The sequence below is a fragment of the Streptomyces finlayi genome, from assembly GCF_014216315.1.
GTDB classification, from domain to species: Bacteria; Actinomycetota; Actinomycetes; order Streptomycetales; family Streptomycetaceae; genus Streptomyces; species Streptomyces finlayi_A.
This window is the reverse complement of sequence record NZ_CP045702.1, coordinates 5,461,159-5,474,030: the sequence shown is the minus strand read 5'-3', so window position 1 is coordinate 5,474,030 and position 12,872 is coordinate 5,461,159. Positions and strand designations below refer to the sequence as shown.

Annotated in this window: 10 protein-coding genes and 1 pseudogene; 2 read left to right on the top strand and 9 right to left on the bottom strand. The window is 71.1% G+C overall.

Translation table 11 applies throughout. The features are described from left to right. Positions 1-106 precede the first annotated feature (106 nt). Positions 107-1,996, bottom strand: a complete 1,890-nt coding sequence (locus F0344_RS25135) for an AMP-dependent synthetase/ligase (protein WP_185300929.1) — start codon at positions 1,994-1,996, stop codon at positions 107-109. A 276-nt stretch (positions 1,997-2,272) separates the two neighbouring features. Then, positions 2,273-4,147 (bottom strand): translation elongation factor 4, encoded by a 1,875-nt coding sequence (lepA, locus tag F0344_RS25130; protein WP_185300928.1) that lies wholly within the window; start codon positions 4,145-4,147, stop codon positions 2,273-2,275. A gap of 217 nt (positions 4,148-4,364) precedes the next feature. On the opposite strand from lepA, the gene rpsT reads away from it, so the two are divergent. Continuing rightward, positions 4,365-4,631 (top strand): 30S ribosomal protein S20, encoded by a 267-nt coding sequence (gene rpsT / locus F0344_RS25125; protein ID WP_173313224.1) that lies wholly within the window; start codon positions 4,365-4,367, stop codon positions 4,629-4,631. 347 nt (positions 4,632-4,978) lie between these two features. Here the strand turns inward: rpsT and holA are convergent, their stop codons facing one another. After that, positions 4,979-5,965, bottom strand: coding sequence for a DNA polymerase III subunit delta (holA, locus tag F0344_RS25120; RefSeq protein WP_185300927.1), 987 nt, complete (start codon positions 5,963-5,965; stop codon positions 4,979-4,981). Positions 5,966-6,044: 79 nt separating this feature from the next. On the opposite strand from holA, the gene F0344_RS25115 reads away from it, so the two are divergent. Beyond that, positions 6,045-6,290, top strand: coding sequence for a hypothetical protein (locus F0344_RS25115; RefSeq protein ID WP_185300926.1), 246 nt, complete (start codon positions 6,045-6,047; stop codon positions 6,288-6,290). Between the two features lie 10 nt (positions 6,291-6,300). Here the strand turns inward: F0344_RS25115 and F0344_RS37070 are convergent. The 6 genes and pseudogenes from F0344_RS37070 to F0344_RS25090 form a co-directional block, all read right to left on the bottom strand. Further along, a pseudogene (locus F0344_RS37070) lies at positions 6,301-6,393 on the bottom strand (YceI family protein); the annotation flags it as partial. Between the two features lies 1 nt (position 6,394). Further along, a complete protein-coding gene (locus tag F0344_RS25110; protein ID WP_185300925.1) occupies positions 6,395-7,249 on the bottom strand; it encodes an arylamine N-acetyltransferase family protein in 855 nt (284 codons plus the stop codon). Between the two features lie 72 nt (positions 7,250-7,321). Then, a complete protein-coding gene (locus tag F0344_RS25105; protein WP_185300924.1) occupies positions 7,322-9,841 on the bottom strand; it encodes a ComEC/Rec2 family competence protein in 2,520 nt (839 codons plus the stop codon). Next, positions 9,838-10,719 (bottom strand): ComEA family DNA-binding protein, encoded by an 882-nt coding sequence (locus F0344_RS25100; RefSeq protein ID WP_258050104.1) that lies wholly within the window; start codon positions 10,717-10,719, stop codon positions 9,838-9,840. The genes F0344_RS25105 and F0344_RS25100 overlap by 4 nt, the downstream gene beginning before the upstream one ends. Before the next feature lie 348 nt (positions 10,720-11,067). Further along, the gene (locus F0344_RS25095; RefSeq protein WP_185300922.1) at positions 11,068-11,913 is read right to left on the bottom strand and encodes a DegV family protein; all 846 of its coding nucleotides are present in this window, start codon (positions 11,911-11,913) and stop codon (positions 11,068-11,070) included. Positions 11,914-12,041: 128 nt separating this feature from the next. Beyond that, the gene (locus F0344_RS25090; RefSeq protein WP_185300921.1) at positions 12,042-12,815 is read right to left on the bottom strand and encodes a hypothetical protein; all 774 of its coding nucleotides are present in this window, start codon (positions 12,813-12,815) and stop codon (positions 12,042-12,044) included. Positions 12,816-12,872 lie beyond the last annotated feature (57 nt).

The window sequence follows — 12,872 nt, the reverse complement described above, 5'->3', positions numbered from 1 at the left end:
CGGTGGGTGTACGGCCCCACCGGCCCCGTTCCCCCGCGTGTATCGCTCACACGCGGTCCTTCACACGCTGCCCTTCACGTACGGTCCTTCACACACGTCACGGGCGTCACGCCTCGCGGGACCCCGCGTACATGTCCTCGATGAGCTGCTTGTACTCGCGCTCGACGACCGGACGCTTCAGCTTCAGGCTCGGGGTGAGCTCGCCGTGCTCGATGTCGAGGTCGCGCGGCAGCAGCCGGAACCTCTTGACCGTCTGCCAGCGCTGGAGGCCCTCGTTGAGGCGCTTCACGTACCCCTCGATGAGCTCCACCGTCTTCGGCGCCGCCACCACCTCCGCGTACGACTTGCCGCCCAGGCCGTTCTCGGCGGCCCAGCCCATGAGGGTCGGCTCGTCGAGTGCGATCAGGGCGGTGCAGAAGTTACGGTCCGCGCCGTGCACCAGGATGTTGGAGACGAACGGGCACACCGCCTTGAACTGGCCCTCGACCTCCGCCGGGGCGATGTACTTGCCGCTGGACGTCTTGATCAGGTCCTTCTTGCGGTCGGTGATCCGCAGGTAGCCGTCCACCGACAGCTCGCCGATGTCGCCCGTGTGGAACCAGCCGTCGGACTCCAGCACCTCGGCGGTCTTCTCGGGCAGCCGGTGGTAGCCCTCCATGAGGCCGGGGCCGCGCAGCAGGATCTCGCCGTCGTCCGCGATGCGGATCTCGGTGCCGGGGAGCGGCTTGCCGACCGTGCCGGTGCGGTAGGCGTCGCTCGGGTTCACGAAGGAGGCGGCGCTCGTCTCCGTGAGTCCGTAACCCTCCAGGATGTGGATGCCGGCGCCCGCGAAGAAGAAGCCGATGTCGGGGGCGAGCGCAGCGGAGCCGGAGACACAGGCACGGAGCCGTCCGCCGAACGCCTCACGGATCTTGGCGAAGACCAGGGTGTCGGCGACCTTGTGCTTGGCGCCGAGCGCGAACGGCACGGAGGCCGTGCCGGTGCGGCGGAAGTTGTCCTGCGACACCTTCGCGTACTCCCGGGCGACCCCGGCGGCCCACAGGAAGATCTTGTACTTCGCGCCGCCACCGGCCCGCGCCTTGGCTGCGACCCCGTTGTAGACCTTCTCGAAGATCCGGGGGACGGCGGCCATGTACGTCGGCTGGACCACCGGAAGGTTCTCGATGATCTTGTCGACGCGGCCGTCGACGGCGGTGACGTGGCCGACCTCGATCTGGCCCGAGGTGAGGACCTTGCCGAAGACGTGCGCGAGCGGCAGCCACAGGTACTGGACGTCGTCCGTGGAGAGCTCCACGGCGGCGACGGTGGCCTTGGCCATGTACGACCAGTTGTCGTGCGGCAGCCGTACGCCCTTGGGGCGGCCGGTGGTCCCCGATGTGTAGATGAGAGTCGCGAGCTGCTCGGCGGTGATCGCCGAGACCCGGTCCGTGACCGCGTCCGGGTTCTTCTCCAGGTACGCGGCGCCCCTGGCCTCCAGGTCCGCGAGGGTGAGGATCCAGCCCTCGGGGTCGTCGGCGGCGGGCTCGACACCGGTCGGGTCGATGACGACGACATGGGCGAGGTCCGGCAGCTCGGAGCGCCGCTCCCGTGCCTTCGCGAGCTGGGCGGCGTCCTCTGCGACCAGGAAGCGGCTCTCGGAGTCGGTCAGGATGAAGGCGCACTCTTCGGCGTTCGTCGAGGGGTAGATCGTGGTGGTGGCGGCACCCGCGCACATCACGCCGAGGTCGACGAGGATCCACTCGACCCGGGTCGAGGAGGCGAGTGCGACCCGCTCCTCCGGCTGGGCGCCCAGCGCGATCAGGCCGGCCGCGATGGCGTAGACCCGTTCGGCGGCCTGCGCCCAGCTGAGCGACTTCCAGTCGTCGGGGCCCTGGCCGGAGGCGGCGGGCACCGGGTAGCGGTACGCCTCTCCGTCCGGCGTGGCGGCCACGCGGTCGATGAAGAGGTTCGCCACGGAGGGCGGTCGGTTATCGATCAGGGTCTTTGTGTCGCTCACGACGTCCTCCGGGCCTGCGGCGTTGCTACGACCGGCTAAGTGATGGTGCTCAGGTGCCTGCTTCTGTCCTGCTCTGTACCTGCTGTGTCCGTGCTGTACGTTCCGGCTCGATCACGCTTGTTAACTGGCGAGTAACCACCGAGCCGTGATCAGGGTAGAGCGCACACGTCCGCCGCGTAAGGGGCAACAGGCCGCGGCTTTGATAACGAACAGGCCCCTGTGCCGCAGGGTGCGGCGGCACAGGGGCCCGTGAACCTACTCCTCGGTACGACGAGGTTACTTCTTGGCCTTGCTCTCGCCGGCCGACTCGTCCGTCGACAGCACGGAGATGAAGGCGTCCTGCGGAACTTCCACGTTGCCGACCATCTTCATGCGCTTCTTGCCTTCCTTCTGCTTCTCCAGCAGCTTCCGCTTACGGGAGATGTCACCGCCGTAACACTTGGCGAGGACGTCCTTGCGGATGGCGCGGACGGTCTCACGGGCGATGACCCGGGCGCCGATGGCCGCCTGGATCGGCACCTCGAAGTTCTGCCGGGGGATGAGCTTCTGCAGCTTGGCGACGAGCCGGACGCCGTACGCGTACGCCTTGTCCTTGTGCGTGACGGCGGAGAACGCGTCGACCTTGTCGCCGTGCAGCAGGATGTCGACCTTGACGAGCTGGGCGGACTGCTCGCCCGTGGGCTCGTAGTCGAGCGAGGCGTACCCCCGGGTCTTGGACTTCAGCTGGTCGAAGAAGTCGAAGACGATCTCGGCGAGCGGCAGGGTGTAACGGATCTCGACCCGGTCCTCGGAGAGGTAGTCCATGCCGAGCAGGGTGCCGCGCCGGTTCTGGCAGAGCTCCATGATCGCGCCGATGAACTCGCTGGGCGCCAGGACCGTGGCCCGGACGACCGGTTCGTGCACCTTGTCGATCTTGCCCTCGGGGAACTCGCTCGGGTTGGTGACGATGTGCTCGGTGCCGTCCTCCATCTCGACGCGGTAGACCACGTTCGGGGCGGTGGCGATGAGCTCCAGGCCGAACTCGCGCTCCAGTCGCTCACGGACCACGTCGAGGTGGAGCAGCCCGAGGAAGCCGACACGGAAGCCGAAGCCGAGCGCCGCGGACGTCTCCGGCTCGTACACCAGGGCGGCGTCGTTGAGCTGGAGCTTGTCGAGGGCCTCGCGCAGGTCGGGGTAGTCCGAGCCGTCCAGCGGGTAGAGACCGGAGAACACCATCGGCTTGGGGTCCTTGTAGCCGCCCAGCGCCTCGGTCGCCCCGTTGTGCAGGGAGGTGATGGTGTCACCGACCTTGGACTGCCGGACGTCCTTCACGCCGGTGATGATGTAGCCGACCTCGCCCACGCCGATACCGTCGGCCGGGGTCATCTCCGGCGAGGAGACACCGATCTCCAGCAGCTCGTGGGTGGCGCCCGTGGACATCATCCGGATGCGCTCGCGCCTGTTGAGCTGACCGTCGATGACACGGACGTAGGTGACGACACCGCGGTACGGGTCGTAGACCGAGTCGAAGATCATCGCGCGGGCCGCCTCGTCCGCCTTGCCGACGGGGGCCGGGACATCCCGCACCACCCGGTTCAGCAGCGCGTCCACGCCGACACCGGTCTTCGCGGAGACCCTGAGGACGTCCTCCGGCTGGCAGCCGATGAGGTTGGCCAGTTCTTCGGAGAACTTCTCGGGCTGCGCGGCCGGCAGGTCGATCTTGTTGAGCACCGGAATGATGGTGAGGTCGTTCTCCATCGCCAGGTACAGGTTGGCGAGGGTCTGGGCCTCGATGCCCTGCGCCGCGTCCACCAGCAGAACCGTGCCCTCGCAGGCGGCGAGCGAACGGGACACCTCGTACGTGAAGTCCACGTGGCCCGGGGTGTCGATCATGTTGAGGATGTGGGTGGTGCCCTGGTCCTCGCCCAAGTTGGGTGCCCACGGCAGACGTACCGCCTGGGACTTGATGGTGATGCCGCGCTCGCGCTCGATGTCCATCCGGTCGAGGTACTGAGCACGCATCTGCCGCACGTCGACCACACCGGTCAGCTGAAGCATCCGGTCGGCAAGCGTCGACTTGCCGTGGTCGATGTGGGCGATGATGCAGAAGTTGCGGATCAGCGCCGGGTCGGTACGGCTCGGCTCGGGCACGTTGGTAGGAGTCGCGGGCACGCAGGGTCCTGATTCTTGAGACGCCGAACGCCGTGTCTCGGGTCGATGTCGGGTCGGTCGGATCGATACGTAAGCTCTATCGTCCCACGCCTGCGGGGCAGCGACCGGTTTGGGCCGCTAGGACGGCGGCTGGTACCGTGGGCAGCTGTGCCTCGTGGCCCTCAGAAGCGGCGTGGCGCACATAGAAGATCCAACGAACCTGAAAAGGCTCTATCTCGTGGCGAACATCAAGTCCCAGATCAAGCGGAACAAGACGAACGAGAAGGCGCGCCTGCGCAACAAGGCCGTCAAGTCGTCGCTCAAGACCTCGATCCGCAAGGCCCGTGAGGCTGCCGCTTCCGGCGACGTCGAGAAGGCCACTGTGGCCGTCCGTGAGGCGTCGCGTCAGCTGGACAAGGCTGTCTCGAAGAACGTCATCCACAAGAACGCTGCCGCCAACAAGAAGTCGGCGCTCGCGCTCAAGGTTGCCGCCCTTCAGGGCTGAGCTACTGATGTGATCGCCGGAACGGAATCAGCGGGCCCTCTCTCCCGCTCCTGACCGGCACCCCGCGCCGCACACCGAACCTGCGTTCGCCACGCGGGTGCGGCGCACCACAGCATGAACCGAAAGCCCCGGAACCGCCCTCCCCAGGGCAGGGACCGGGGCTTTCGGTATGCCCCGGGGCGCGAAGGCGTCCCCCTGAGGGCAAGCAGCAGCCGGACGCTTCCGGCGCCGCTGCTCCCGCTGCGCTTGCCGCTTGCCGCTTACCGCTTACCGCTTGCCGCTTGCCGCTTGCCGCTTACCGCTTACCGCTTGCCGCCTTGCCGCCTTGCTGCCTTGCCGCCTTGCCGCTACCGACCGGCCCGCGCGGCCCGCGCGACAGCGACCACGGCCTTCTCCAGGGCGTACTCCGGATCGTCCCCACCGCCCTTCACCCCCGCGTCCGCCGCCGCGACCGCGCGCAACGCGTCCGAGACCCCGTCCGGCGTCCAGCCCCGCATCTGCTGACGCACCCGGTCGATCTTCCACGGCGGCATCCCGAGCTCACGGGCCAGATCCGCGGGCCGCCCGCCCCGCGCCGAGGAGAGCTTCCCGATCGCGCGGACCCCCTGGGCGAGGGCGCTGGTGATCAGCACGGGGGCGACCCCGGTGGACAGGGACCAGCGCAGGGCCTCCAGGGCCTCCGCCGCCCGGCCCTCGACCGCACGGTCGGCGACGGCGAAGGAGGAGGCTTCCGCCCGCCCCGTGTAGTAGCGCCCGACGACCGCCTCGTCGATGGTGCCCTCGACGTCGGCCACCAGCTGGGAGACCGCGCTCGCCAGCTCCCGCAGGTCACTGCCGATGGAATCCACCAGGGACTGGCACGCCTCGGGAGTCGCCGAACGCCCGAGCGCCCGGAACTCCGACCGGACGAAGGACAGCCGCTCGGCCGGCTTCGTGGTCTTGGGGCAGGCGACCTCGCGCGCGCCGGCCTTCCGGATCGCGTCCAGCAGCCCCTTGCCCTTGGCCCCGCCCGCGTGCAGCAGGACGAGGGTGATCTCCTCGGCCGGCGCGCTCGCGTAGGCCTTGACGTCCTTGACCGTGTCGGCGGAGAGATCGTGTGCGTTGCGCACGATCACCACCTTGCGCTCGGCGAAGAGCGAGGGGCTGGTCAGCTCGGCGAGGGTGCCCGGCTGCAGCTGGTCGGAGCTGAGATCGCGGACGTCCGTGTCGGCGTCGGAAGCACGGGCCGCCGCCACCACCTGCTGCACGGCACGGTCGAGGAGGAGGTCCTCCTGGCCCACCGCGAGGGTGATGGGGGCGAGCAGGTCGTCGGTGGAATTCCTTCTGGTGGCCATCGCGCTCCAGCATCCCACGCCCCGCTGACAGCCGGCCCTGCGGTCCTTGGCGCCCTGGCGCGTACCCGAGAATGGGCAGGTGAGCGATGTGAGACACGTACTGGTGCTGCCCGACCGCGATACGGCGGAGGAGGTGGCCGGGGAGCTGCCGGACCGCTTCGGTGTGACCGAGGAACCTCAGCTCGTACGCGACGCCCTGGCCGGCGAGGACGACGCCGAGGACGCCCAGTGGCTGGTGGTCGTGGAGGACGCCGCCGGGCGGCTCGACCCCGCGTCGCTCGACTCGTTCGCCGCGGAGTACGAGGGGTGGCTGGAGCGGCCTTAGGGGGTGCGGGTCAGCCCTTGGGGACGATCTGGATGTCCATGCCCATGGCGATGCTGTGCCCCGCGACCCCGATCCCGCGCGCCGGCATCGTCTGCCAGGTGAGGTTAACGAAGGTCCGAACTGATGACTCGCTCCCGCACCTCGGGGAGCCGTTCGAGTACCAGCCCGAAGTGGTCGCGATAGGCGGCCAGCACCTCGGCGTCGGTGGCCAGGGGCGTCTCGTGCCGTTCACCCCGCACCGTCGTGACGAGCTTCCGGCCGCTGAGCGTCACCCTGCCGTCGTCCGTGACCCGGGAGCAGACGACGGACCGCAGGAAGTGGGAGTCGGGCGAGGTGCTGTGGTACCAGGCTCCTACCTTGAATTCGGCCGACGTCCTCGGTCGAAGGTCGAGGCGGAACTCGCGTGAGCCGTCGCGCAGCAGATCCACATCGCCCTGCGGAGCCTCCCGGAACCGGAACACCCCCCGCGGGTCCTCCTGCTCGGTCCGGTCGTCGAGTGCGAGCGGCCACTGGGCGTGGTCACCGAATCCGACGTCGGCCAGCCAGGGACCGGTGCCGTCGTCCGTCTCGACGCGCAGCGCCATGTGGTCGTACGGGATGCCGAGCTGTCCACCGTCGCCGAACACCCTTGCCTGGAGCAGCGTGACGCGGAAGCCGAGGGCGCGCAGCAGAAAGGCGAAGGCGCCGTTCAGCTCGTAACAGAAGCCGCCGCGCCGGGCGTCCACCACCTTGTCGAGGAGGGCGCCCTCCTCCAGGACGATGTCCTCGCCGAAGTGGACCGAGAGGTTCTCGAAGGGGACCGTCATCAGATGGCAGAGCTGGAGCTCGCGCAGGGCATCCGCGTCGGCACGAGCCGGGCGGACGGCGCCGATGCGCTCCAGGTAGGCGTCGACCCGGGCTTCCACAGGTGCATCGGCGTGCTCGGGAACGGTGTCGGTCTGCGGGGCTTGCGGATTCATGACGAGAGTCTGTCCCGGCCACCCACCCTCGCGCCAGCGCCGTCGGCCGCACACCCCGTACGCGCCGCGCGCTCATGAACTGCCGACCGCGGTAAGCGCCGTGCCCGAGCCCGTGATCGCGATGGCCCCGTCCTCGTCCGTCCGCAGCACTCTCGCTCCCCCGTCGGTCAGGGCCTCGACCGTTCGGGCCGACGGGTGCCCGTACGGATTGTCCGTGCCGGCCGAGATGAGGGCGAATCTCGGCCGCACACCGCGCAGCAACGCCGCGTCCTGGTAGGCGGAGCCATGGTGCGCCACCTTCAGGACGTCCACCCGGGGCAGCGCCGGGTGGCTGCGCAACAGCCCGCGCTGGGCGGGGGGTTCGAGATCGCCGAGGAGCAGCAGCGTCAGTTTTCCCGACCGGACGAGGAGGGTGATGCTGGAGTCGTTGGGCTCCTCCGTCACGAAGCCGGGTCCGGCACCCGGCCCCCTCTCCCCCGGCCACAGGATCCGCCAGTCGAGCGGACCGGTCCTGCGGCGCTCCCCCGGGACCGCCCGCACCACGGCGACCCCTGCCTCCGCCGCCGTCCTCCGTACGAACTCCGCCTGCTCGGGCGGCTCCTCCAGGCTCGTCGTCTGGATCGCCCCCACCGCCCGGCCGCGCAGCACCCCGGGAAGGCCCCTGACGTGGTCGGCATGGAAATGGGTGAGGAGCAGCAGCGGCACCCGGGTGACCCCCAGATCACGCAGGCACCGGTCGACGAGCCGGGGTTCGGGACCCGTATCGACGACCACCCCCGTACCGTCGCCCGCCGCGAGGACCATGGCGTCGCCCTGCCCCACATCGCACAGGGCGAAGGCCCAGTGGGGCGGTGGCCATCCGGTCATGATCCGGGTGAGCGGCACGGGCCGGAGCACCGCGAGGACCAGGAGCAGGGCGGCGGCCGAACAGACCCAGGGGTGCCGGGCCAGCCGCCGGGCGACGAGCACGAGCAGCAGGGTGAGGGCGGCGAGCAGTGCCGCGCCCCGCCAGCCGCCGGGCCAGTCGGCCACCGCTCCGGGAAGCGCCGCCCCGGTGCGTGCAACGGACGCGATCCATCCGACCGGCCATCCCGCGATCCGGGCCAGCAGTCCGGCCACCGGCATGGCGACCGGGGCGACGGCGAGGGCCGCGAACCCGAGCACCGTCGCAGGCGCCACGGCGAACTCCGCGAGCAGATTGCACGGAACCGCCACCAGACTCACGCGCGAGGCGAGGACGACCACGACGGGTGCGCACACCGCCTGGGCGGCGGCGGCCGCGGCGATCACTTCAGCGATCCGGGCCGGCACCCGGCGGCTGCGCAGCGCGGCGCTCCACCGGGGCGCGAGGGTGAGCAGCGCCCCGGTGGCCAGGACGGAGAGCAGGAACCCGTAACTGCGGGCCAGCCACGGGTCGTACAGCACCAGCAGCAGCACGGCGGCGGCCAGAGCGGGAATCAGGGATCTGCGACGGCCCGTCCCGATGGCGAGCAGGGTGATCAGCCCGCAGACCGCCGCGCGCAGAACACTCGGCTCGGGACGGCAGACCACGACGAAGGCAAGGGTGAGCCCGCCGCCGATGAGCGCGGTCGTCCGCAAGGAGATCCCCAGGCGGGGTGCCAGACCCCGGCGTTCGGCCCGCAGGGCCGTGCCCGGTGGCCCGATGAGCAGGAAGAGCAGGATCGAGAGATTCGCCCCCGATACAGACAACAAGTGAGTGAGGTCGGTGGCCTTGAAGGCGTCCTGGAGCTCGGGGGTGACGCGCGAGGTGTCGCCCACGACCAGCCCGGGGAGCAGCGCCCGTGCGTCCGCGTCCAGCCCGTCACTCGCCTCGCGCAGACCTGAGCGCAGTTCGCCGGCCGTGCGCTGGAGGCGGGTGGGTCCTCCGGTGACCAGGGGCGGGTCGTCCGCGTCGGTGCGCAGGACGGCAGCGATACGTTCCCCGTCCCGTTGCGGAGGCGCGAGCCCGCCGGTCACGCGGATGCGGGTGGAGGGCAGCAGTCGCTGCCAGCTCGCCGCCGCGTCACCGGGCGAGATCATGACGAGTACCGGCGTACGGAGTCGGGTGACGGCCCCGTCGGCGGTGGTCAGCCGCCCGGCCTCGGCGTCCAGGAGCAGGGTGACCGGGGTGCTGTGGTCGCCCTGTACGCGCGGCCGGGTCCGGCGCGGGTCCGACGTGACCGTGGCCTCGACCGTGACCCGGCTGTAGGTGTCCGCCAGACCGGGGAGCGGGCCTTGCCTGACGTCGGCGCCGTACAGCCCGGCGGCCGAGGCCCCTGCCGCCGCGGACAGCAGCACGGCGGCGACCGCGGTCGCCCGCAGCCGCCTGCCCGGCTGCCCGGACGACTCCGGGCAGCCGGGCGAAACCGCCCGCGCCGCCCGCGCCGCCCGGACCAGGAAGCCCGCGGCCACACAGACGCACGCCACCACCGCCGCGGCCACCCGGGGCCAGGGTGCCCCGAGTGCGAGTGCCGAGGCGGCCCACACCGCCAGTGCGGGCGGGACCAGACGCAGGTCGGCAGGCCCTTCCTGCCGCGGGTCGGACGCGCCCAGCCTGCCGCCCGATGCCGTATGGACGTCCGGGGCGCTCATGGCCTGACCAGTGGCTGGAGGTCCTCGAACCGGCGGTCACCGATCCCGTTGACCTCGCGGAGTTCGTCGACGGACCGGTATCCGCCGTGCTCGGCGCGGTAGTCGACGATGTGCTGGGCGAGTACCGGCCCCACGCCCGGCAGGGTTTCGAGCTGCTCGACGGTCGCCGTACTGAGGCTGACCGGGGCCGGGGGCCCCGCTGCCTCCGCTGTCCCCGCTCCCGGCGCACCACCCACGGACCAGGGCCCGGCGGGCAGACCCACCACCACCTGTTCCCCGTCCGTCAGGACCCTCGCCCGGTTGAGGGCCGTGACATCCGTGCCGTCCCGTACCCCGCCGGCGGCCCGCAGCGCGTCCGCCACCCTCGACCCGGGCGGCAGATGCTGGATGCCCGGCCGCCGCACCTTGCCGCTCACATCGACGATGATCCGCCCGTCCGCCGCAGCCGTGGGCGACGGACCCGCCGACGGCTGCACCGCAGGCGCGGGAGCGGCGGTGACCGTGGCGGCGGCACTGTCCTTCACCGGTCCGGGGGCTGTGACGGCCTGCGGCCGGGCCGACCAGAAGTGCATTCCCGCCAGAATCGCCGCCGCGACCATCACCGCGCCGAGCGACGCGAGGGTCTTCGGCTCCAGGCCGCAGCGTAATTGCAGCCACAGCGGCAGCCGCTCCCGCACCGCGGGAACGGCCCGGTCCCGCCACCCCGGCCGTGCCCTTCCCGCCTCACCCACGGGCGGGGCCGACCGGGCCGGTTCGGCTCCGTCCGCCACCGCCACCGCCATCAGCTCGTCCGCTCGCTGCCGGGAGGCCGCCGCGACCGCCGCCGCCCGCCCACGCGCCGGCCGCCTCCGCCCATGGCGGGCGGTGCTGTGGCGCACACCGGGCCCCACGCCTGACCTGGGCGCACCGCGTCCCGGCCCACGACCGGCCCCACCGGCCGGCCGACGCCCCGCACGCGAGCCGGGGCGCGCGCCCGTAGGCACGTCGGGAGACGGAGGCATGGCTGAGGACGCTCCCGGAGACGCTTCTGACATCGCGTCCGGGGGCGGAGTGGCGAAACGGGCTGCGTGAAGTGATCGGAGGGCCATGCCTCATGACGTTAGGCATATCCGCCCGAATCTGCCGAGCACCCTCAATTCCGGTGGAAAACCAAGCAGTTGTGGAGAACTCGCTCACCCACCGGAGTGAGTGCGCGAAGGTGGGACCAGCACCGAGGGATCACACCGTCAGCACGGCGAGATCACCGCTCCGAGCAGCCCCGGCCCCGTATGCGCCCCGATGACCGCGCCCACCTCGCTGACATGCAGATCCACCAGGCCAGGCACCCGTTCACGCAGCCGCTGCGCAAGCCGTTCCGCCCGGTCCGGGGCGGTCAGGTGGTGCACGGCGATGTCCACGGCATCCGCACCCGCCCGCTCCACCACGAGCTCCTCCAGCCGGGCGATCGCCTTCGAGGCCGTCCGTACCTTCTCCAGCAGCTCGATCCGGCCGCCGTTCAGTTGCAGCAGCGGTTTCACCGCGAGGGCGGACCCCAGCAGAGCCTGCGCGGCCCCGATACGGCCGCCCCGGCGCAGATAGTCCAGGGTGTCGACATAGAAATAGGCGGATGTGGCAGCCGCCCGCTTCTCCGCGGCGACGACCGCGTCGTCCAGGCTCCCGCCCGCCTCAGCCGCCTCCGCCGCGGACAGCGCACAGAACCCGAGTGCCATGGCGACCATTCCGGTGTCCACCACGCGCACCGGCACGGGAGCGTCCTTGGAGGCGAGCAGGGCCGAGTCGTACGTCCCCGAGATCTCGGCCGACAGATGCAGGGACACGATGGCCGTTGCCCCGGCCTCGGCCGCCGCGCGGTAGGCGGCGGCGAACACTTCGGGACTGGGCCGGGACGTCGTCACGGAGTGGCGCTTCTGCAGCGCGGCGGCCAGCGAGCGGGCCGAGATCTCCGTACCCTCCTCCAGAGCCTGATCACCCAGGACGACGGTCAGCGGCACCGCTGTGATGCCGTGCCGTTCCATCGCCTCGGGCGGCAGGTAGGCCGTTGAATCGGTGATGATCGCGACATGGCGGGACATGAGCCGGAGGTTACCTTCCGGAGCGGGGGTGCGGCAGCCCGGCCCCACGACTCCGCACCGTCCGGAAGCCACCCGCCCTCCGGCCGGCCTGGCATGGCCGGAGGGCAGGGACCCGTTCGCTACGTCGGTCAGTTGGTCGTTTCCGGCCGTGCGGTCTTCTGCCACGGATAGCCGGTGGAACGCCTCGGGTCGGCAGGGTCGGCAGCCGTGATCGCCTGCGGCGTGTCGCCACCGGTTGATCGGGACGCACCGGTCGGTTCGGCCCCGCCGCCCGGCCGGGCGGCACCGCTCGATCCGGACGCACCGGCCGGGCCGGACGCACCGGGCCGCCTCGCCTGGTCCGTGGACAGCGGCTCCTCCACCGTCCAGTGCCGCAGCGCCCCCGCCTCCACGTCGATCTGTGCGTTCAGCGCGTCCAGGTCGTCGTCGGCGAACTGCCGGGCCCGGTCGCGTGCGGCCCATCGCAGCGACTCCGCCGAGTGCGTGATCCGCTCGGTGCGCTCCTTGAGACCCGGCAGCAGCGAAGCCACCGTCGCCCGGTCCGGTTCGCGCTCCAGCCGCTTCAGCTCGTCGTCCAGCTCTCGGCCGTGCACACTCAGCCGCTGGAACAGCCCCAGCGACTCCGAGAGGGACGCGTCCTCCACCAGCCCGGCGTGCAACGCGTCCTGCGTGGCCCGCATCGACGTACGCAGCGTGAGACGCAGTTGTGCCAGCTCACCCGGCACCCCCGGCTGCCCGTAGCTCTTGGCCCGCAGCGCGGTCTCCTCCACGGTGCGGCGCGCCTGCGTGATCGTGCGGTCCACACCGCGCCGCGTGGCACCGACCACCTTGATGCCCGCATACACGCCCAACGCCGCGAGCGCGACGAAGAGCAGCGCCAGAATCGTGATCGCGACTTCCATGAGCGCCCCTCGATGTCCGATTCGGCTGCCGGTGTGCCGGTCGCCGCTTCTACCGTA